Origin of the sequence: Pseudomonas sp. P39-UII1 (assembly GCF_039672635.1) — a bacterium.
In the GTDB taxonomy this organism is placed as follows: domain Bacteria; phylum Pseudomonadota; class Gammaproteobacteria; order Pseudomonadales; family Pseudomonadaceae; genus Aquipseudomonas.
The window spans coordinates 52,251-70,777 of sequence record NZ_JBDFPP010000020.1 but is presented as its reverse complement, the minus strand read 5'-3'; the positions used below and the strand labels follow the sequence as shown (position 1 = coordinate 70,777).

General features: G+C 62.2%; 18 protein-coding genes and 1 riboswitch. Of the genes, 7 read left to right on the top strand and 11 right to left on the bottom strand.

Annotated features, from left to right (window positions below; translation table 11 throughout):
- Positions 1-92: 92 nt before the first annotated feature.
- Positions 93-1,499 (bottom strand): adenosylmethionine--8-amino-7-oxononanoate transaminase, encoded by a 1,407-nt coding sequence (locus ABEH27_RS21065; protein WP_346615411.1) that lies wholly within the window; start codon positions 1,497-1,499, stop codon positions 93-95.
- A gap of 79 nt (positions 1,500-1,578) precedes the next feature.
- Positions 1,579-2,070 (bottom strand): hypothetical protein, encoded by a 492-nt coding sequence (locus tag ABEH27_RS21060; RefSeq protein ID WP_346615410.1) that lies wholly within the window; start codon positions 2,068-2,070, stop codon positions 1,579-1,581.
- Between the two features lie 211 nt (positions 2,071-2,281).
- On the opposite strand from ABEH27_RS21060, the gene ABEH27_RS21055 reads away from it, so the two are divergent.
- The 3 genes from ABEH27_RS21055 (at position 2,282) to ABEH27_RS21045 (ending at position 5,522) form a co-directional block, all read left to right on the top strand.
- On the top strand, positions 2,282-4,150 hold the full coding sequence (locus ABEH27_RS21055; RefSeq protein WP_346615409.1) for an FAD-dependent oxidoreductase: 1,869 nt from the start codon (positions 2,282-2,284) through the stop codon (positions 4,148-4,150).
- A 210-nt stretch (positions 4,151-4,360) separates the two neighbouring features.
- A complete protein-coding gene (locus tag ABEH27_RS21050; protein ID WP_346615408.1) occupies positions 4,361-4,912 on the top strand; it encodes a cytochrome b in 552 nt (183 codons plus the stop codon).
- A 31-nt stretch (positions 4,913-4,943) separates the two neighbouring features.
- Positions 4,944-5,522, top strand: coding sequence for a YceI family protein (locus tag ABEH27_RS21045; protein WP_346615407.1), 579 nt, complete (start codon positions 4,944-4,946; stop codon positions 5,520-5,522).
- Between the two features lie 59 nt (positions 5,523-5,581).
- On the opposite strand, the gene ABEH27_RS21040 is transcribed toward ABEH27_RS21045, so the two are convergent.
- The 5 genes from ABEH27_RS21040 to ahcY all read right to left on the bottom strand — a co-directional run bounded on the left by ABEH27_RS21040 (position 5,582) and on the right by ahcY (position 12,112).
- Positions 5,582-7,474, bottom strand: a complete 1,893-nt coding sequence (locus ABEH27_RS21040; RefSeq protein ID WP_346615406.1) for a DEAD/DEAH box helicase — start codon at positions 7,472-7,474, stop codon at positions 5,582-5,584.
- 219 nt (positions 7,475-7,693) lie between these two features.
- Positions 7,694-8,482 (bottom strand): transporter substrate-binding domain-containing protein, encoded by a 789-nt coding sequence (locus ABEH27_RS21035; protein ID WP_346615405.1) that lies wholly within the window; start codon positions 8,480-8,482, stop codon positions 7,694-7,696.
- A 64-nt stretch (positions 8,483-8,546) separates the two neighbouring features.
- Positions 8,547-9,623 carry a hypothetical protein gene (locus ABEH27_RS21030; protein WP_346615404.1) on the bottom strand — a complete coding sequence of 359 codons (1,077 nt, stop codon included), beginning with the start codon at positions 9,621-9,623 and terminating at the stop codon, positions 8,547-8,549.
- 93 nt (positions 9,624-9,716) lie between these two features.
- Positions 9,717-10,562, bottom strand: a complete 846-nt coding sequence (gene metF / locus ABEH27_RS21025; protein WP_346615403.1) for a methylenetetrahydrofolate reductase [NAD(P)H] — start codon at positions 10,560-10,562, stop codon at positions 9,717-9,719.
- A 140-nt stretch (positions 10,563-10,702) separates the two neighbouring features.
- Complete coding sequence (ahcY, locus tag ABEH27_RS21020; protein ID WP_346615402.1) at positions 10,703-12,112, bottom strand: adenosylhomocysteinase; 1,410 nt, start codon at positions 12,110-12,112, stop codon at positions 10,703-10,705.
- 20 nt (positions 12,113-12,132) lie between these two features.
- A riboswitch (S-adenosyl-L-homocysteine riboswitch) is annotated at positions 12,133-12,230 on the bottom strand.
- Positions 12,231-12,409: 179 nt separating this feature from the next.
- Here ahcY and ABEH27_RS21015 point away from each other — a divergent pair.
- Entirely contained in the window at positions 12,410-12,811 is a 402-nt protein-coding gene (locus ABEH27_RS21015) for a hotdog domain-containing protein (RefSeq protein ID WP_012274534.1), read from the top strand.
- Positions 12,812-12,847: 36 nt separating this feature from the next.
- On the opposite strand, the gene ABEH27_RS21010 is transcribed toward ABEH27_RS21015, so the two are convergent.
- Complete coding sequence (locus tag ABEH27_RS21010) at positions 12,848-14,083, bottom strand: sodium:proton antiporter (protein ID WP_346615401.1); 1,236 nt, start codon at positions 14,081-14,083, stop codon at positions 12,848-12,850.
- A 292-nt stretch (positions 14,084-14,375) separates the two neighbouring features.
- On the opposite strand from ABEH27_RS21010, the gene ABEH27_RS21005 reads away from it, so the two are divergent.
- Together ABEH27_RS21005 and ABEH27_RS21000 are read left to right on the top strand one after the other, a co-directional pair.
- Positions 14,376-15,209 carry a DMT family transporter gene (locus tag ABEH27_RS21005; protein ID WP_346615400.1) on the top strand — a complete coding sequence of 278 codons (834 nt, stop codon included), beginning with the start codon at positions 14,376-14,378 and terminating at the stop codon, positions 15,207-15,209.
- A 27-nt stretch (positions 15,210-15,236) separates the two neighbouring features.
- A complete protein-coding gene (locus tag ABEH27_RS21000; RefSeq protein WP_346615399.1) occupies positions 15,237-15,623 on the top strand; it encodes an MAPEG family protein in 387 nt (128 codons plus the stop codon).
- Between the two features lie 103 nt (positions 15,624-15,726).
- On the opposite strand, the gene ABEH27_RS20995 is transcribed toward ABEH27_RS21000, so the two are convergent.
- Positions 15,727-16,878 carry an MltA domain-containing protein gene (locus tag ABEH27_RS20995; RefSeq protein ID WP_346615398.1) on the bottom strand — a complete coding sequence of 384 codons (1,152 nt, stop codon included), beginning with the start codon at positions 16,876-16,878 and terminating at the stop codon, positions 15,727-15,729.
- Between the two features lie 115 nt (positions 16,879-16,993).
- Here ABEH27_RS20995 and ABEH27_RS20990 point away from each other — a divergent pair, with 115 nt between their 5' ends.
- The gene (locus tag ABEH27_RS20990; protein WP_346615397.1) at positions 16,994-17,440 is read left to right on the top strand and encodes a cytochrome c; all 447 of its coding nucleotides are present in this window, start codon (positions 16,994-16,996) and stop codon (positions 17,438-17,440) included.
- Between the two features lie 57 nt (positions 17,441-17,497).
- Here the strand turns inward: ABEH27_RS20990 and ABEH27_RS20985 are convergent, their stop codons facing one another.
- Positions 17,498-17,893: a DUF1090 domain-containing protein gene (locus ABEH27_RS20985; RefSeq protein ID WP_346615396.1), complete on the bottom strand. Its 396-nt coding sequence runs from the start codon at positions 17,891-17,893 to the stop codon at positions 17,498-17,500.
- A 126-nt stretch (positions 17,894-18,019) separates the two neighbouring features.
- Positions 18,020-18,415 (bottom strand): DUF1090 domain-containing protein, encoded by a 396-nt coding sequence (locus tag ABEH27_RS20980; RefSeq protein WP_346615395.1) that lies wholly within the window; start codon positions 18,413-18,415, stop codon positions 18,020-18,022.
- Positions 18,416-18,527: the final 112 nt, after the last annotated feature.

The window sequence follows — 18,527 nt, the reverse complement described above, 5'->3', positions numbered from 1 at the left end:
AGGGCCGCAGAGCGGCCCCGTTAATGTCGCAGCGACGCTGAACCCGCGGCGACACAAGGCCGCTTCTACAAGGCAGTGCGATGGCTGTTTGGTCAGCCCGGATCGCGGAAATCCGGGTGGAAGTTGGCTGGCACGGCGATACTGACGCTGTCCCGGGTCGCGATATCGATGCCCTCAGTGGCGACTTCGGCGAGGAAGTCGATCTGTTCCGGGGTAATCACGTAAGGCGGCAGGAAGTACACCACGCTGCCCAGCGGGCGCAGTAACGCACCGCGGGTCAGGGCATGCTCGAACACCTTCAGGCCACGGCGCTCCTGCCACGGGTAGGCGACCTTGCCGGCCTTGTCCTGGACCATCTCGATCGCCAGGGCCATGCCGGTCTGGCGGATTTCCGCGACATGGGCATGATCGGCCAGGTGCGCCGTGGCGCTGGCCATGCGCGCAGACAACGCCTTGTTGGCCTCGATCACGTTGTCCTGCTCGAAGATATCGAGGGTCGCCAACGCAGCGGCGCACGCCAGCGGGTTACCGGTGTAGCTATGCGAATGGAGGAACGCGCGCAGGGTCGGGTAGTCGTCGTAGAACGCCTGGTACACCGTGTCGGTGGTCACGCAGGCGGCCAGCGGCAGGTAACCGCCGGTCAGCGCCTTGGACAGGCACAGGAAGTCGGGGCGGATGCCGGCCTGCTCACAGGCGAACATCGTGCCGGTGCGGCCGAAACCAACGGCGATTTCATCGTGAATCAGGTGTACGCCATAACGGTCGCAGGCCTCGCGCAGCAGCTTGAGGTAGACCGGGTGGTACATGCGCATGCCGCCGGCGCCCTGGATCAAAGGCTCGATGATCACTGCAGCGATGGTTTCGTGATGCTCGGCCAGGGTCTGTTCCATGGCCTGGAACATGTTGCGCGAATGTTCTTCCCAACCCATGCCCTCGGGGCGCAGGTAGCAGTCCGGGCTAGGCACCTTGATGGTGTCGAGCAGCAACGCCTTGTAGGTTTCGGTGAACAGCGGCACGTCGCCCACCGACATCGCGGCAATGGTCTCGCCGTGGTAGCTGTTGGTCAGGGTGACGAAGCGTTTTTTTGACGGTTTGCCGATGTTCAGCCAGTAGTGGAAGCTCATCTTCAGCGCCACTTCGATGCACGAAGAGCCATTGTCGGCGTAGAACACCCTATCCAGCCCGGCCGGCGTCATGGCCACCAGGCGTTCGGACAGTTCGATCACCGGCTGGTGGCTGAAGCCTGCCAGGATCACATGCTCGAGCTGGTCGACCTGGTCTTTGATGCGCTGGTTGATGCGTGGGTTGGCGTGGCCGAACACATTGACCCACCAGCTGCTGACGGCATCCAGGTAGCGCTTGCCTTCGAAGTCCTCGAGCCACACCCCTTCGCCGCGCTTGATCGGGATCAGCGGCAGCTGCTCGTGGTCTTTCATCTGGGTGCAGGGGTGCCACAGGACCTTGAGGTCACGCTGCATCCACTGATCATTGAGGCCCATCGGCGCTTCTCCTGGCGTTACGGCTTGGTTTGACCGCGTAAGCCTAAGCAATGCCGGGAGGTAGAACAACCGCTGCGGCTCAATGGCGGCAGGTGCGGGTCCATTCGAGCTTGCGAATGTGGACGGTGCCGGCTTGAGAAGTGGAAATGGTCAGGCGCCGAAACGGCCCGGCCAGTAGCTGATGGTACGGTTGGGTGGAGATCGGGCCGGGCATGAACTCGGTAAACCCGCTGCCCGAAAGCGTGAGCCAGTAGAAGTTGCGCGGGGCCGGGGCGAAGGGGCCGGTGTCGTAACCATCGGTGTCCAGCAGCAATTGCACATCTTCGAAGTGCTGATCGCTGACCACGTAGTACTCGAGGCGAAGGCTCTCGACTTCCTGGCTGAAGGTGATCTCCACGTCACTCTGCTCGCCGATCACAAGCTCGGTACCCTCATCGCCCTTGAAGGCTTCATGAAAGCCCGTCCAGGAAGTGCCGTTCGAGCGGATGCTCAAGCCTGATGGCGTGAGCAGCGTCTGTTTGTGCGTAAGGAACTGCCGTTTGACGTGTGCGAAATGCTCCTCATAGATCATTCGCGGCTCCTTTTGTCGGATTTTTGGCCACCTTGCACCAGCATTGCGCAGGCCCGGGAGCCTTGGCTACTGGCAAAAATGCCAGTTGCCAAAGGCACTTGATGTCGCTGTGGTGGCAGGGTGCCCAGACCTGACGTATTCTTAACGCATAGTCTCTCGGGGCATTCCTGCCTCTTCCCATTTCTGTAACGTCAACTCGGAGTTCGCCATCATGGCTGCTGCTTGGGTGCGCCTGTGCGCGTTGGTATTGATCGGTGTGTCCAGCGGCGCCGCGCTGGCGAAGGACAAGACACCTTCGGCAATCGTGGTGGGTGGTGGCCTGGCAGGCCTGACTGCTGCCTACGAACTGCAGGACAAGGGCTGGCAGGTGACTTTGCTGGAAGCCAAGTCGGGCATGGGCGGCCGTTCGGGCCTGGCCACCAGCGAGTGGATCGGCAACAGCAAGGCCCAGCCGGTGCTCAACCAGTACCTCGACCGCTTCAAGCTGGAAACCCTGCCGGCGCCGGAGTTCGTCCGTACGCCGGGCTACCTGATCGACGGTGAGTACTTCAGCGCCAGCGATCTGGCCAGCAAACAGCCGGCCACCGCCGAGGCGCTCAAGCGTTACGAAAAAACCCTCGACGACCTGGCCCGGTCGATCGATGACCCGCTCAAGCCGCAGGCGACCAGCACGCTGTTTGCCCTTGACCAGATGAACGTGTCCACCTGGCTCGACAAGCTGCAGCTGCCGAGCACCGCGCGACAGCTGGTCAACCAGCAGATTCGTAGCCGCTACGATGAACCGTCGCGCCTGTCGCTGCTGTACTTCGCCCAGCAGAACCGCGTCTACCGCGGCGTCAGCGACCGTGACCTGCGTGCATCGCGCCTGCCGGGCGGCAGCCCGGTGCTGGCCCAGGCCTTCGTCAAACAGCTGAAAACGATCAAGACCAGCTCGCCGGTCACCGCCATCGTGCAGGACAAGGACGGTGTCACGGTCAAGGTCGGCAGCACCAGCTACCAGGCCGACTACCTGGTCATGGCCGTGCCTTTGCGGGCGCTGGCCAAGATCCAGATGACCCCGGGCCTGGACACCCAGCACGTTGCGGCACTGAAAGGCACCAACTATGGCTGGCGCGACCAGCTGATGCTCAAGTTCAAGCAGCCAGTGTGGGAAAGCCGCTCGCGCATGTCTGGAGAAATTTTCAGCAACGCAGGCCTGGGCATGCTGTGGATCGAGCCGGCGCTCAAGGGTGGCGCCAACGTGGTGATCAACCTGTCGGGTGACAATGCCCGCCTGTTGCAGGCATTTGGCGACAAGCAGATGGTCGACCAGGTACTGATCCGCCTGCATGCGTTCTATCCACAGGCCCGCGGTGCGTTCACCGGCTATGAGGTCAAGCGCTACAGCACCGACGCCGGCACTGGCGGTGCCTACCTGGCGTACGGCCCGGGGCAGATCAGCAAGTACTGGCGCCTGTGGGAGCGCCCGGTACAACGCATAACCTTTGCCGGCGAACACACCGATGCGCTCTACCCAGGCACCCTGGAAGGCGCCCTGCGCAGCGGCCAACGTGCCGCCAGCCAGGTGCAGGACCTGCTGGCCGGCAAGTCGTTCGACCCCGCCAAGGCTGTGCCGGTCGCGGCGGCAGCGGCAGCGGGTGCGGCGGCGAGCAAAGACAAGGGCGGGTTCTTCTCGATCATGTTTGGCGGCTCGTCCGACAAAGGTGATAAAGCCGACAAGGCCCCTGCCAAGGCTGAACCGATGAAGGCTGAAGACGCCAAGCAGGACAAGCCAGGGTTCTTCTCGCGCATGTTCGGCGGTGCGGACAAGCCAGAGGTGCAGACTGCGCCAATTGCCAAGGCCGAAGAAGTGGCGCCGGCGCCCGCTCCTGTAGCCGCTCCGGCGCCTGTGGTACCGGCACCGGTCGCCAAGCAAGAGCCTGTCAAGCCAGCGCCCAACAAGGCAGCACCGGCCAAGCATGCGCCAGCGCACAAGCCGGCGGCGAAGCAAGCGCACAAGCCTGTGGAGGCCAAGAAGGCTACCGCCAAATCGGAGCCTGCGAAGAAAGCCGTGGCCAACACCCAGGCCAACGCCAACTGATGTGATGCCTGTACTGGCCCTATCGCCGGCTTGCCAACGATAGGGCCGCAGCTGACAACCTAGAATTACCCGCTATCGTTAATGTTTCCTTAATAGCAAACTCGCACACTAACTATCGGATTTGTCGATAATCCAAAGCAATTTTTTCAGCTTTTATTCGATACGTTACGCGTTAGTCTGTGTACAGCTTTCACGGGGAAACACGTCATCATGCAACTGCGCAACTCATCTTCTCGCTACGGCGCGGTCAGCATTGTCCTGCACTGGGGCGTGGCGCTGGCGGTCTTCGGCCTGTTCGGCCTGGGCCTGTGGATGGTCGGGCTCGACTACTACAGCCCTTGGCGCAAATCCGGCCCAGACCTGCACAAGAGCATCGGCTTGGTATTGCTGGCAGTGATGCTGTTGCGTGTGTTGTGGCGCTTCATCAGCCCACCACCACCGGCACCGGCCAACCACGGGGCAGTTACCCGCGTGGCGGCCAAGCTGGGGCACCTGGCGCTGTACCTGGGCCTGTTTGCGGTGATGATTGCCGGTTACCTGATTTCCACCGCCGACGGTGTCGGTATACCGGTGTTCGGCCTGTTCGAGGTGCCGGCGCTGATCAGCGACCTGCCCGACCAGGCGGACCTGGCTGGCGTGGTTCATTTGTGGCTGGCCTGGGGCGTGGTGATTTTCGCCGTGCTGCACGGCCTTGCCGCCCTCAAGCATCATTTCATCGACCGTGACGCGACCCTGAGCCGTATGCTGGGCCGCAAAGCTTGACTCTCAACCTCAATTGCAAGGAATAGAAAGGATGTTGAAAAAGACTTTTGCCGCTCTGGCGCTCGGTACCGCCCTGTTCTCCGCTGGCCAGGCCATGGCAGCCGATTACAAGATCGACAAGGAAGGCCAGCACGCGTTCGTCGACTGGAAGATCAGCCACCTGGGCTACAGCTTCATCCACGGTACCTTCAAGGACTTCGATGGCGCCTTCACCTGGGACAGCGCCAAGCCTGAAGCCAGTAAAATCAATGTCGACCTGAAAACCGCCAGCCTGTGGTCCAACCACGCCGAGCGTGACAAGCACATCGCCAGCGCCGACTTCCTGGACGTGAAGAAGTATCCAAACGCCAAGTTCGTGTCCACCGCTGTGAAATCGACCGGTGACAAGACCGCCGACGTGACCGGTGACCTGACCCTGCACGGCGTGACCAAGCCCGTCACCTTCAAGGCCACCTTCAACGGTGAAGGCAAGGACCCGTGGGGCGGTGAGCGTGCTGGCTTCAACGCCACCACCACCCTCAACCTGAACGACTTCGGCATCAAGGGCCCGGGCGCCACTTCGCAGACCCTGGACCTGGATATCAGTCTCGAAGGTGTGAAGCAGAAGTAAGTGTTGCTTGCGCAATAAAAAACGCCGCCCATTGGGCGGCGTTTTTTTGTGCAGCTCGGTTATGAGCCTTTGCGGGTCAGCAGCGCTGGGCGCTCACCGCGTGGGCGGCTTGGCAGGTCATCCAGCTGCTCAGGCGTCGGGTAACGATCGAGCTTGGACTCCTTGCGGATGATCACCGGCTGGTTTTGCGGCTCGCGCGAGCTGCGCACTGCCGGTTCCTGGCGCGATGCATCATCGCGACCGGCCGAGCGGTTGCGGCCGCCACCGTTGTTGTCGCGGCGTGCACCACCACCATTGTTGTTGCGGGGTGGGCGTTTTTCACCAGAGGCGCTGCGCGGCTGGCTGCCATTACGGCCTTGGCCACCACCGCTGTTGCTGCGTGGCGCGTTGGCCTGGCCGCCGGCACCGGCAGTAGCACCCGGACGACGGTTGCGGCCCTGGTTCTTGGCGTTCTGGTACGGGCTGACGTAGTCGGCACGGTTACCGAAGTTATCCACTTCGTCGTCCAGAAACTCATCCGGGGCACGGTCGGCTGGAGCTTTCGGCGCGCTGTTCTGACCGGCTTGCTGCTGACGCGGTTTCTTGTCACGTGGCTTGCGCGGCTGTTGCTGCCTGTCGGCGGACTTTTCCTTGTCGGCAGGCTTGTCAGCAGCTTGCTGCTTGGCCTTGCCTTTATCCTTGCCTTTGTCCTTGCGGCCACCGTTGGCGTCTTTGCTGCCGTCGCCACGCGCCTGCTGGTTGCGACCACCGCGGCCGTTGCCCTGCGGGCGTTCGCGCACTTCTGGTTTTTCGGCTTCCACCTGGCTTGCGTCGAAGCCCATCAGGTCGCCATCAGCGATCTTCTGGCGAGTAACCCGCTCGATGCTCTTGAGCAGTTTTTCTTCGTCCGGCGCAACCAGCGAAATAGCCTCGCCCGAGCGCCCGGCACGGCCGGTACGGCCGATACGGTGAACGTAATCTTCCTCGACATTCGGCAGCTCGAAATTGACCACATGCGGCAGCTGGTCGATGTCCAGGCCACGGGCGGCAATGTCGGTGGCGACCAGCACGCGCACGCTGTTGGCCTTGAAATCGGCCAGGGCCTTGGTGCGGGCGTTCTGGCTCTTGTTGCCGTGGATCGCAGCGGCGCTCAGGCCGTGTTTTTCCAGATACTCGGCCAGGCGGTTGGCGCCGTGCTTGGTACGGGTGAATACCAGCACCTGTTCCCACGCACCCAGCGTGATCAGGTGCGCCAGCAGCGCGCGCTTGTGGCTGGCTGGCAGGCGGTAGACGCGCTGCTCGATCCGTTCGACCGTGGTGTTGGGGGGGGTGACCTCGATGCGCTCCGGGTTGTGCAGGAGCTTGTCGGCCAGGTCGGTGATGTCTTTGGAGAAGGTCGCGGAGAACAGCAGGTTCTGGCGCTTGGCCGGCAGGCGCGAAAGGACCTTCTTGACGTCATGGATGAAGCCCATGTCGAGCATGCGGTCGGCTTCGTCCAGGACCAGGATTTCAACGTGGGCCAGGTCGACCTTGCCTTGTCCGGCCAAGTCGAGCAGGCGCCCCGGGCAGGCCACCAGGACGTCGACGCCCTTGGCAATGGCCTGGATCTGCGGGTTCATGCCAACCCCGCCGAAGATGCAGGCGCTGACCAGCGGCAGGTCGCGGGCATACACCTTGAAGCTGTCATGCACCTGAGCCGCCAGTTCGCGGGTCGGGGTCAGCACCAGCACGCGCGGTTGGCGTGGGCCATGGCGCTGGGATTTGTCGGGGTGGCCTGCCGGGAACAGACGCTCAAGGATCGGCAAGGCGAAGCCGCCGGTTTTACCAGTACCTGTCTGTGCGGCAACCATCAGGTCGCGGCCTTGCAACACGGCGGGAATCGCCCGCTGTTGCACCGGAGTCGGCTGGGTGTAGCCCGCAGCCTCGATAGCGCGGACAAGAGCCTCGGAGAGACCGAGGGAAGCAAAGGACATGGGCAATCCTGTTCTCGTGTGGGCTGGGCCCGTAGGGATGTTCTGCCTGGCGCGACGGGCATCGGAGGGATGCGATCGCGTCCGGTCCAGCTGGGCTTTCACTGCACATCCGGAAAACGGAGGGTGGACGCCAAGGGGGCGTCGGTGCCGATCGGGATGCCTGTTGCGAGGCCGAGCGTCCGGGCGTGAGCCGGGCGGGAAGGCCCGAGTATAACAGAGCTATCGCGGCGTGCTGCTTTCCTGCTGCTCAACGGCGTCAGGAAGATGGCCGGGGTCGCCGATGTAGCGTTCGATTATCGCCAGGAATGCGGGCTCCTGCTTGAAGCGCCGCAGCTCTTCGGTAAAGGCCTGGGCCAACGCCTCGCGGCCAGGTTTGCGCGCCAGGCCCAGGTATTGCGCCTGCTGGCTGATCAGCAAAGGGAGTTCCTCGACCTGCTGCTCGAGGCCGAGCTGTCGGCGCAAATAGCGCCCGACCAGGCGATCAGTGACAAGCAAATCAATGCGCCCGAGCGCCAGTTTGCCGAAATTGGCTTCGTGGCTGGGTGCTGACTCTCTACGAAAACCGGAGGCTTCGTTGAATTCGGCGCCGTAGGCATAGCCTGGCGAGGTGCCCACGGTCAGGTTGCTGAGGTCGCTGAGCTGGCTGATGACGTGGCGGCGGCGGCTGGATTGGTACAGCACGAACTCGACGTCCGACATGGGTTCCAGCGGGTAGATCAGGTAGGCCTTGCGCGAGTCGACCATGAAGATGTCCATCACGCCGTCGGCCTGGCCCTGCTCGACCATGGCCAGGCATCGCTTCCAGGGCATGAACAGCCATTCCACCTCGACACCCAGGCGTTTGAACACTTCGGTGGTGACTTCGTAGTCGATGCCTTTTGCCTGCCCCGCATCCTGATACACATAAGGCGCCCAGTCGTCGCTGACCAGGCGCAGCCGTTCGCCCTGCGCCAACGGGCTCAGGCAGGCGAGCAGCAGGATGCAGAACAGGTAGGCGATGTGTGGCATGGCGCGAGATTACGCGCTCGGCCAGGGCAAGGCCAGTGAAGCCGCAGGGCTGTGCAGAGCCGAATCAGCGTTGAGATGCTTCAAGCAGATGCGCTTCGATATCCTTGCGCCGGGCACCCAGCGAAAGACGCAGGCCCGGGTGGCGCAGGCATTGGCGCAATTGCTCCGGCTCCATGCGGCCATATCGCGCATTGAGGTTCTCCAGCGCCTTGTCCCACCAGGCCGACGCGCAGGCGCGGTCGAACTCGTTGGGGTAGGGGTAGCTGCCATACAGCAATTCACGGGCGAATTGCCGCTCGCGGCTAGGCATGGTCAAGCTCAAGGCTTTGTAACCCAAGCGTTGCAGGGTAGGGGGGCGGGGCAGTTGATCGTTCACCAGCAGCACATCGGCCAGGGCAGCGGCGCTTAGCGGTTGTTCACCGTGTTTGCGCAGCCAGGCCTGGATCTTGGCGCGGAATTGAGCTTTGCGGCTCCAGTAGTGGTGGATCACGTCGGTGCATTCGGCCAATGCCAGCTTGCGATACGCCGCCACGGCCAGGCAGAACTCTTCCAGTGTGTAGGCCGAGCGGGCCAGCGGATGAAATTCGTCCATCAGGGCGACGGAGTGGTCCAGTACGCCTGCATCTTCGCGGGTGAGGCCAATCACGCCGGAGTTGACCAGCGGCATCTGGCAGTCAGCCAGGCCCCGAGCCTGCAGGATATTCAGCAGGTTCTTGTAAAGCAGGCACTTCTGATTTTCGCCGTAGCGCCCGCCGATCGCATTGCACAGCAGGTTGCCAGGCTTGACGCGCTGGAACAGCTGCAGCGGCGACTTGCGAAAGAAGGTGTCGGTGTCGATCAGCACGGCCAGCGGGTGTTGCTGCAGTACTTGGCGCAACAGCACATGCTTGCTGCGGAAATGGTACCCGTGGGGCTGGTTCCAGGCTGTGCGCGTTGCCTCATCGAGATGATGAACGGTAACTGGCAGCTGGCTGTAGGGTTGCGGGTTGTCGGTATAGACCTGGATATCCAGGGCCTCGCCAGCTGAGGTGCCCAGGTGGGCCAGGGCGCTGACGATACTGAAGCAGGCTTCCTGATGGTAGGTGGCCGGGCCGAAGGCCAGGTAGACCAGCTGGGGGCGCGAGAGCGTGAGAGGCTGCATGGCTGGCTAAACCCATTTGAACCAGAAAAAAATAAGGCCTTAGTCTATGACTAAAGCCTTAAGCATTTCTGAATGGGACTTTGCCAAAAAGTTTCAGCGAGGCAGCTTCAGGTTGTTCCAGATCGCCAGGCTCGCCTCGGCCTGGTTCAAGGTGTAGAAGTGCAGGCCTGGCGCGCCACCTTGCAGCAGTTGTTCGCACATGCGGGTGATCACTTCTTCACCGAAGGCCTGGATGCTGGCGGTGTCGTCGCCATAGGCTTCCAGCTGCTTGCGGATCCAGCGTGGGATCTCGGCGCCGCAGGCGTCGGAGAAACGCGCCAGCTTGCTGTAGTTGGTGATCGGCATGATGCCGGGCACTACAGGAATGTCCACGCCCAGCTTCTGCGCACGCTCGACGAAGTAGAAGTAGCTCTCGGCGTTGAAGAAGTACTGGGTGATGGCGCTGTCGGCACCGGCCTTGACCTTGTGCACGAAATTGCTCAGGTCGGCTTCGAAGTTGCGCGCCTGCGGGTGCATTTCCGGGTAAGCGGCAACCTCCAGGTGGAAGTGGTCACCGCTGTCCTGGCGGATGAACTCGACCAGGTCGCTGGCATAGCGCAGTTCGCCACTGGCCATGCCCATGCCCGACGGCAGGTCGCCACGCAGGGCGACGATGCGCTTGATGCCGGCCGCTTTGTACTGGGCCAGCAGGGCGCGCAACTCATCCTTGGTGTCGCCGACACACGACAGGTGCGGGGCGGCCGGCACCTTCACTTCGCTTTCCAGCTGCAGCACGGTGTTCAGCGTGCGGTCGCGGGTCGAGCCACCGGCACCGTAGGTGCAGGAGAAGAAGTCCGGGTTGCAGGCAGCCAACTGGCGGGCAACGCCCATCAGCTTTTCGTGACCGGCATCGGTCTTGGTTGGGAAGAATTCGAAACTGTAGCGGCGTTCTTGTGACATCTCTGTTTCCTCAGCTGCAAGCCAGGGCCGCAAGCTGCAAGTAAAAGCCAGGGCGGTGTGGGCCGGCCTGGCTTGGGCATCGATCAAGATTCAACGACTACAAGCGCCAGGCGGCATCCCCCTGGCGCTTGCCGCTTAGCTTAGTAGCGGTAAGCGTGCGGCTTGAACGGGCCTTCGACAGTCACGCCGATGTAGTCGGCCTGCTGCTTGGTCAGTTGAGTGACCACGCCGCCGAAGCCGCGGACCATTTCCAGGGCCACTTCTTCGTCGAGCTTCTTCGGCAGCACTTCAACGGTCAGGCGTTCGGCTTTCTTCTCGGCCGACAGGTCAGCGAACTTCTGCTCGAACAGGAAGATCTGCGCCAGTACTTGGTTGGCGAACGAACCGTCCATGATGCGGCTTGGGTGGCCAGTGGCGTTACCCAGGTTCACCAGGCGGCCTTCGGCCAGCAGGATCAGGTAGTCGTCGTTCTGCGGGTCGAAGTCGCCAGCGCCGGTGCGGTGGATCTTGTGCACCTGCGGCTTGACCTCTTCCCACGCCCAGTTCTTGCGCATGAAGGCGGTGTCGATCTCGTTGTCGAAGTGGCCGATGTTGCAGACCACGGCGCGCTTCTTCAGGGCCTTGAGCATGTTGGCGTCGCAGACGTTGACGTTACCGGTGGTGGTGACGATCAGGTCGATCTTGCCCAGCAGGGCCTTGTCGATGCTGGCTTCGGTGCCGTCGTTGATACCGTCGATGAACGGCGAGACCAGCTCGAAGCCGTCCATGCAGGCCTGCATGGCGCAGATCGGGTCAACTTCGGTGACCTTGACGATCATGCCTTCCTGGCGCAGGGACTGGGCCGAACCCTTGCCCACGTCACCGTAGCCGATCACCAGGGCTTGCTTGCCCGACAGCAGGTGGTCGGTGCCGCGCTTGATGGCGTCGTTCAGGCTGTGACGGCAGCCGTACTTGTTGTCGTTCTTGCTCTTGGTGACCGAGTCGTTGACGTTGATCGCCGGGACTTTCAGCTCGCCTTTGGCCAGCATGTCCAGCAGGCGGTGCACGCCAGTGGTGGTTTCTTCGGTGACACCGTGGACGCGGTCCAGCACGGCCGGGTATTTCTTGTGCAGCAGCTCGGTCAGGTCGCCGCCGTCGTCGAGGATCATGTTGGCGTCCCAAGGCTGGCCATCCTTGAGGATGGTCTGCTCCAGGCACCACTCGTACTCTTCCTCGGTTTCACCTTTCCAGGCGAAAACAGGAATGCCGGCGGCAGCGATGGAGGCAGCAGCCTGATCCTGGGTGGAGAAGATGTTGCAGGACGACCAGCGCACTTCGGCACCCAGGGCAACCAGGGTTTCGATCAGCACGGCAGTCTGAATGGTCATGTGGATGCAGCCCAGGATCTTCGCACCCTTGAGCGGCTGCTCAGCGAGGTACTTGCGACGCAGGCCCATCAGGGCAGGCATTTCCGATTCGGCGATGATGGTTTCGCGACGGCCCCAGGCGGCCAGGGAGATGTCGGCGACTTTGAAATCGGTAAAACCTGCAGGCGTGTTTACAGCGCTCATGAGAGCCTCCATTCGTAGTGTGCGAATGGGCGCCGTTGTGCGTTTGAGCGTCCGCGGGAGCGGACAACGCCCCATCCGAGCCTGACAGGGTGACCCTGCTGCAGCGCCCCTCGGGTGGGTGGCGGGCATGGCGCCGCTGTGGGCAGCCATGTGAAACGGCAGCGATTATAGCCTTGGCCGTGTGACACACCCAAGGCTTTCTGTCGATTAATCGCGACGATAGTCGATGTTCAATGGAGCGCCGGCGGCCGCTCTGCCATCATTACTCCACGTTAGCCAAGCAGGTCAGGAGTACAGATGAACTTTCACACCCGCAAATGGGTAAAACCCGAAGACCTCAACCCCAACGGCACCCTGTTCGGTGGCAGCCTGTTGCGCTGGATCGACGAAGAGGCGGCAATCTACGCCATCGTCCAGCTCGGCAACCAGCGCGTGGTCACCAAGTACATGTCGGAGATCAATTTCGTCAGTGCTTCGCGCCAGGGCGACATCATCGAGCTGGGCATCACCGCTACCGAATTCGGCCGCACCTCGATCACCCTCAAGTGCGAAGTGCGTAACAAGATCACCCGCAAGAGCATCCTGACGGTCGACAAGATGGTCTTCGTCAATCTGGGCGAGGATGGCCTGCCGGCGGCCCACGGGCGGACCGAGATCAAGTACGTCCAGGATCAGTTCCCGGACAGCGCGGTGGAGTAGGAAATACCGGGGCCGCCAGGCGGCCCCGGGTTTTCATCAGGGTTGTGCACTGACCTTGCGCACCACCCGGCCGACACTCAGGCCCTGCACCAGGATTGACGACAGCACCACGATGTAGGTGATCGACAGCAGCAGGTCACGCTCCTCGCCCAGCGGCAGCGACAGCGCCAGTGCTACCGACACGCCGCCGCGCAACCCACCCCAGGTCAATACCCGGATGGTGCCCTTGGGCACGCTGCGCCAGCGGCGCAGCAGCAGAATCGCCGGGGCCACGGTCAGCAGCCGCGACAGCAGCACCGCCAGCGCCAGCACACCGCCTGCGGCAAGGTGCAGCCAGTTGAATGGCAGCAGCAACAGTTCCAGGCCAATCAGGGCGAACAGCAGGGCATTGAGCATGTCGTCGATCAGCTCCCAGAAACCGTCCATGTAGCGACGGGTCATGTCGTTCATCGCCAGGTTGCGCCCCAGGTTGCCGATGATCAGGCCGGCCACGACCATCGCGATCGGCGCCGAAACATGCAGCTCATAGCACATCGCCGAACCGCCGATGACCAGCGCCAGGGTCAACATGACCTCGACCTGGTACTGCTCGACGCTTTTGATCATGCGGTAGGTGGCGTAGCCGATCAGGCCACCGAACACCACCCCGCCTATGGCCTCCCGGGCGAACAGAATCGCCGTGTCGGTAATGCTCGGGGTTTCGCCCAGCTGGATGATGCCGAGCAACACGGTGAACACCACAACCGCCGTGCCGTCGTTGAACAGCGACTCACCAACGATAGTGGTTTTCAGTGGTTTGGACGCGTTGGCGGTACGCAGTGCGCCCAGCACGGCGATCGGGTCGGTGGGCGAAATCAGTGCGCCGAACAGCAGGCAGTAGATCAGTGGCACCTGCCAGCCGAACATTGCGAACACCCAGTGCGACAGGTAGCCGATCACCACGGTGGCGATCAGCACCCCGATCGTTGCCAGCAAACCGATCGGCCAGCGGTAACTGCGCAGATCGCTGAGGTTGACGTGCAGCGCGCCGGCGAACAGCAGGAACGCCAGCATCCAGTGCATCAGCAGGTCATTGAAGTCGATCTGATTCATCAGCCCTTCAACGCGTTCTTCCAGGCCAGGGAAGCCGATCAGGCTCAAACCCTGCAGCATCAGCGAGAACAGCAACGCCGTGACCATCACGCCGATGGCGGGGGGCAGGCCGATAAAGCGGTAATTGACGTAAGTGAGGAGGGTGGTCAGGCAGATAAACGCGGCAACTAATTCAAGCATCCCAGGTCCTGTAAAAATGGCTTCCAAGTCGTAACCCGAATGGCTCGGGCAGTTCTTTGATGACCTGGCGCGGGGTTCGGGACACAAGCTTTGACCGGATTCGTTCCAATCGTTCCCATGTAAGGGGGCTGCTGCGCAGCCCAATCGCCGGCAAGCCAGCTCCCACATGTACGGCATCAGCCTTGAAAGCGGCGCGGTCAATGTGGGAGCTGGCTTGCCGGCGATTGGGCCGCACAGCGGCCCCCGAACGCTATATATTCACAGCCATGAAAAGCCATAAGGACAAGAAGGCGTGTTGGCAACATCCCTGGTGCTGGTCGCCGCCCTGCTGCATGCGACCTGGAATACCCTGATCAAATTCAGCGGCGAGCGCTTGCTGGTGATCGCCAGTATGGACACGGTGGCGCTGGTGTTCGCATTGCTGGCTGTGGCCTTCGTCGATGTGCCGCCGGCTGAGATATGGCCTTGGCTGATAGCCTCGGCGCTGGCCGAGCAGCTGTACCGCTACCTGCTGATCAAGGCCTACCGAGTGGGCGACCTGGGGCTGGTCTATCCTCTGATGCGCGGGCTGTCGCCGCTGGTGGTGCTGGGGCTGACGCTGGCGTTTGCCGGTGAGTCGCTCAGCCAGCAGCAGATCATCGGCATCCTGCTGATCCCGTGTGGCATGGCTTGCCTATTGTGGCAGGGCGGCGGCGGTGACCGGCTGCCCTGGTCGATGCTGCCGGTGGTGGCGCTGATCGGCCTGTGCATCGGCTGCTACACCTGGTTCGACGGCCAGGCCGTGCGCTTGTGGGGTAAGCCGTGGGACTACCTGGTATGGCTGACCCTGCTCAGTGCCTGGCAATTCCCGCTGCTGGCCAGCGTGGCGCGGCGGGCACCGTTCGTGCTGTTTTGGCGAACGCAGTGGCGTCTGGGGCTGGCGGTAGGGTTTTGCGTGCTGTTCAGCTATGCGCTGGTGCTGTGGGCCATGCACCTGGGCTCGGTGGCCGAGGCGGCGGCCTTGCGTGAGTTGAGCGTGATCCTGGTGGTGCTGCTGGGTATGCGCTACCTCAAAGAACCTTTTGGCGGGCCAAGACTCCTAGCTTGCGGGCTGGTGCTGGCAGGCATGCTGGTGATGAAGCTCTAACCTGACGATTGATAGGAGTCCTGTCCAATGACCGTTGCCCTGTGGTGCATCCTGTTTGCCCTGCTCCTGCCGCCGCTTTGTGCATTGATCGCCAAGGTGAGCAGTGGCCGTTTCGGCATGAAGGACAATCACGATCCGCGTGCCTTCCTCGACACGCTGTCGGGCTTGCCACGCCGCGCGCATGCCGCGCAGCAGAACAGCTACGAGGCGTTCCCAGCGTTCGCGGCGGCGGTGCTGGTGGCGGATATCGTCGGCAATGCCGAGCAGGTGACGCAGGACGTGCTGGGGGTGATGTACATCACCAGCCGCTTGCTTTACATCATCTGCTACCTGGCCGATTGGGCGGCCTTGCGCTCGCTGGTGTGGTTTGCCGGGTTGGCAATTATCGTGTCGTTCTTCGTGGTTTCCATCTGAAACCGCGCTGCCCGCTTCGCGGGCTCCCACAGGGACAACACAGCCCTTCAGTACTGTGGTGTACCTGTGGGTACGGGCAAGCCCGCGAACAATCCCCCGCTGATCAAGGTACCTTAGGGACCTCAGGTAGTGGCTGGCCTTTAGGCCAGAGCATCCAGATCTGCCCCTGCTGCTTCATGTTCCCCGCCAGCTCGCCGGCTTCCGGCCCGGTGCCCCAGAACAGGTCGGCACGCACTTCACCCGCAATCGCCCCACCAGTGTCCTGCGCACCCACCGGGCGCACCACTGGCGAGCCGTCCGGGCGAGTGGTGGAAAGCCACAACAGGCTGCCCAGCGGAATCACCTTGCGGTCGATCGCCACGCTGTAACCGGCGGTGAGCGGTACGTTCAACGAACCGCGCGGGCCTTCGTTGCTGTCCGGGCGGGTGCTGAAAAACACGTAGCTGGGGTTGCTGGCCAGCAGTTCCGGTACGCGCTGTGGGTTGGCCTGGGCCCAGGCATGAATGGCACCCATGCTCACTTCTTCTTTTTTCAGCTGGCCCTGCTCCACCAGCCAGCGGCCAATCGGCCGGTAGGGGTGGCCGTTCTGATCGGCGTAGCCCAGGCGCAGCTGACGGCCGTCTTCCAGTTGTACCCGGCCCGAACCCTGGATCTGCAGGAATTGCAGGTCCATCGGGTCGGTCAGCCAGGCCAGCACCGGTGCCTTGACGCCGTTACGGTTGATCACTTCGGCAGTGTCGTATGGTTTGAGTACCCGGCCATCGAGGCGACCACGCAGGCGCTTGCCCTTCAGCTCGGGGTACACGCTGGCCAGGTCGACCACGATCATGTCTTCCGGGGGGCCGTAAACCGCCACAGGGTTGGTCGCCGATTGGCTCAGGCTGCCGGGGTAGACCGGCTCGTAGTAACCGGTAATCAGGCCGTTGGCATTGTTCTCGGCGGAGCGCAGACCATAAACCTGCAGATTCTGCTCAAGGAAGGTACGCACCTGGGCAGCGCTCGCCGTATCGCTGCCGGCGGCATTGCAGGTAGCGGCCCACACTGGGTCGCGCTTGAGCTTCTCACAGCCGCTGCGCCAGGCGTAGAAACCGGCCAGCAGGTCTTCGTCGCTGACTGCGGGCAGGTCTTTCCAGGTGGCCGGGGCGTAGGTGGCGATGGCGTGGGGTTCGGGCTTGGCGCTTTCGCCGCCATTGCAGCCGGCCAGCAAGGCCAGGGCTGGCAGCGCCCAGGCGAGATGGCGCAGAGCAGATTTCATGGTTGAATCCTTGGCGGGCAGCAGATGAAACTTGCCCGTAGTGTTCGTATGGGTATTGGTCTTTGTCGGCCAGGCGAGGATACTGTTGGCCCTTCGAGCTGCCAATGTGACCGTGATGTTCAAATGTTTCACCGCCGTGCTGTTGATCAGCCTGTCCCTTGCGGCCTGCGACCGTGTCGATCCTAACTCACCCTTGGGGCAGCGCAAGGCGATCTTCAAGCAGATGCTCAAGACCAGCGAGGACATGGGCGGCATGCTGCGTGGGCGGTTGCCGTTCGATGGCGCCAGGTTCGCGGACGGCGCTGTGAAGCTCGATGGCCTGGCCCATGCGCCTTGGCAGCATTTCCCGCAGGTAAAAGACGATGGCGAGAGCAGTGCGCGGCCCGAAGTCTGGGAGCGTCAGGCGCGTTTCCACGACCTGGCGCAGGCGCTGGAAGGTGTAACGGGCGAATTGCTGGCAGTGACGCGCAAGCAGCCATTGGATGCGGCAATGCTCAAGGCACCGATGGACAAGGTCGAGGCAGCCTGCAAGGCCTGCCATACAGAGTTTCGTAACCACTGATGCTGCCCGCCAGCGGTTTGTGGGCCGCTGGCGGGCGCACGTGCCTGAAGGATCAGGTCACTTGTTCAGTTCGGCCTTGGCGGCTTCAAGTTCTGCCTTGGCCTCGGCCAGTTTATTTTCACGCTTGGTGATCTTGCTGCTATCGCCTTTCGCCTGGGCCTGCTTGAGGTCGGCTTCACGCTCTTTGACTTCCGATTCGGCCCTGCGCACTTTCTGTTCGCGCTCTTCCTTCAAGCCTTCATCGGTGCAGTGCTCGGTGTTTTCCTGCAGGGCTTTTTCCAGGCCGCGGATTTGGCCTGCATTATTGTGTGCCTTGGCGTATTGAAGCTGGTTTTCGATGGCGCTGCGCTTGGCGGCGCAACCGGTCAAACCCGGGGTGGGCTGAGCAGCCTGCACAGCGAAGGTGCTCAGGCCCAGAACTGCGAGCATGACTGCGGAAGAAATTAATTTCACAGGAGCCTCCTTGTAGGGGCAATGGCAGTAAGCGCTGCGATCCTGCCCCTTTCCTACAACTGAGTGAACCCTTAGACGGGTAAGTTCAGAAAAGTCCTACAAGCCAATTTGAGTGGCTGCTCGCTGTCAACGTTCCAGATCGTCGACCGCTTCCTGCAGTTCCTTTTTTGCCTCGGCCAGTTTGTCCTTGCGCTTGTTGATGCGCTCCGGGTCGCCTTTTTTCATGGCCTTGTCCAGGTCCTTGGTGCGCTGGTTGACCTCGTGGCGCGCTTCGAGCACTTTCTGCTCGCGTTCTTTGCGCAGGCCGGCGTCGGTACAGTTCGCATCAACTTCGCCCAACGCTGTTTCCAGGCCAGCTTGCTGCTCGCTGTTGTTGTGAGCCTTGGCTTGCTCGATCTGCTCGCTGATCGCCTGGCGCTTGGCGGCGCAGCCGGTAAGGCCCGGTTGTTCTTCTGCGGCCTGGGCGGTTTGAACCCCAAAAGCAAGTGTTGCCAGCAGGAAAACAGTTGAAATACGTTTCATGAATAGCCTCCTAAACGGGGCGGGGCAGCAAAAAGTGGGGAAATCCTGCCTTGGTTTTGCCGATTTATAAACCCTTGTCGTTTTTTTCAGGCTGAGATTCAGGCATTCCCAC

What these genes read in the sequence shown, in the direction of transcription:
- ABEH27_RS21065 (WP_346615411.1), bottom strand. Translation starts at nt 1,499, where the DNA reads ATGGGCCTCAATGATCAGTGGATGCAGCGTGACCTCAAGGTCCTGTGG.
- ABEH27_RS21060 (WP_346615410.1), bottom strand. Translation starts at nt 2,070, where the DNA reads ATGATCTATGAGGAGCATTTCGCACACGTCAAACGGCAGTTCCTTACG.
- ABEH27_RS21055 (WP_346615409.1), top strand. Translation starts at nt 2,282, where the DNA reads ATGGCTGCTGCTTGGGTGCGCCTGTGCGCGTTGGTATTGATCGGTGTG.
- ABEH27_RS21050 (WP_346615408.1), top strand. Translation starts at nt 4,361, where the DNA reads ATGCAACTGCGCAACTCATCTTCTCGCTACGGCGCGGTCAGCATTGTC.
- ABEH27_RS21045 (WP_346615407.1), top strand. Translation starts at nt 4,944, where the DNA reads ATGTTGAAAAAGACTTTTGCCGCTCTGGCGCTCGGTACCGCCCTGTTC.
- ABEH27_RS21040 (WP_346615406.1), bottom strand. Translation starts at nt 7,474, where the DNA reads ATGTCCTTTGCTTCCCTCGGTCTCTCCGAGGCTCTTGTCCGCGCTATC.
- ABEH27_RS21035 (WP_346615405.1), bottom strand. Translation starts at nt 8,482, where the DNA reads ATGCCACACATCGCCTACCTGTTCTGCATCCTGCTGCTCGCCTGCCTG.
- ABEH27_RS21030 (WP_346615404.1), bottom strand. Translation starts at nt 9,623, where the DNA reads ATGCAGCCTCTCACGCTCTCGCGCCCCCAGCTGGTCTACCTGGCCTTC.
- metF (WP_346615403.1), bottom strand. Translation starts at nt 10,562, where the DNA reads ATGTCACAAGAACGCCGCTACAGTTTCGAATTCTTCCCAACCAAGACC.
- ahcY (WP_346615402.1), bottom strand. Translation starts at nt 12,112, where the DNA reads ATGAGCGCTGTAAACACGCCTGCAGGTTTTACCGATTTCAAAGTCGCC.
- ABEH27_RS21015 (WP_012274534.1), top strand. Translation starts at nt 12,410, where the DNA reads ATGAACTTTCACACCCGCAAATGGGTAAAACCCGAAGACCTCAACCCC.
- ABEH27_RS21010 (WP_346615401.1), bottom strand. Translation starts at nt 14,083, where the DNA reads ATGCTTGAATTAGTTGCCGCGTTTATCTGCCTGACCACCCTCCTCACT.
- ABEH27_RS21000 (WP_346615399.1), top strand. Translation starts at nt 15,237, where the DNA reads ATGACCGTTGCCCTGTGGTGCATCCTGTTTGCCCTGCTCCTGCCGCCG.
- ABEH27_RS20995 (WP_346615398.1), bottom strand. Translation starts at nt 16,878, where the DNA reads ATGAAATCTGCTCTGCGCCATCTCGCCTGGGCGCTGCCAGCCCTGGCC.
- ABEH27_RS20990 (WP_346615397.1), top strand. Translation starts at nt 16,994, where the DNA reads ATGTTCAAATGTTTCACCGCCGTGCTGTTGATCAGCCTGTCCCTTGCG.
- ABEH27_RS20980 (WP_346615395.1), bottom strand. Translation starts at nt 18,415, where the DNA reads ATGAAACGTATTTCAACTGTTTTCCTGCTGGCAACACTTGCTTTTGGG.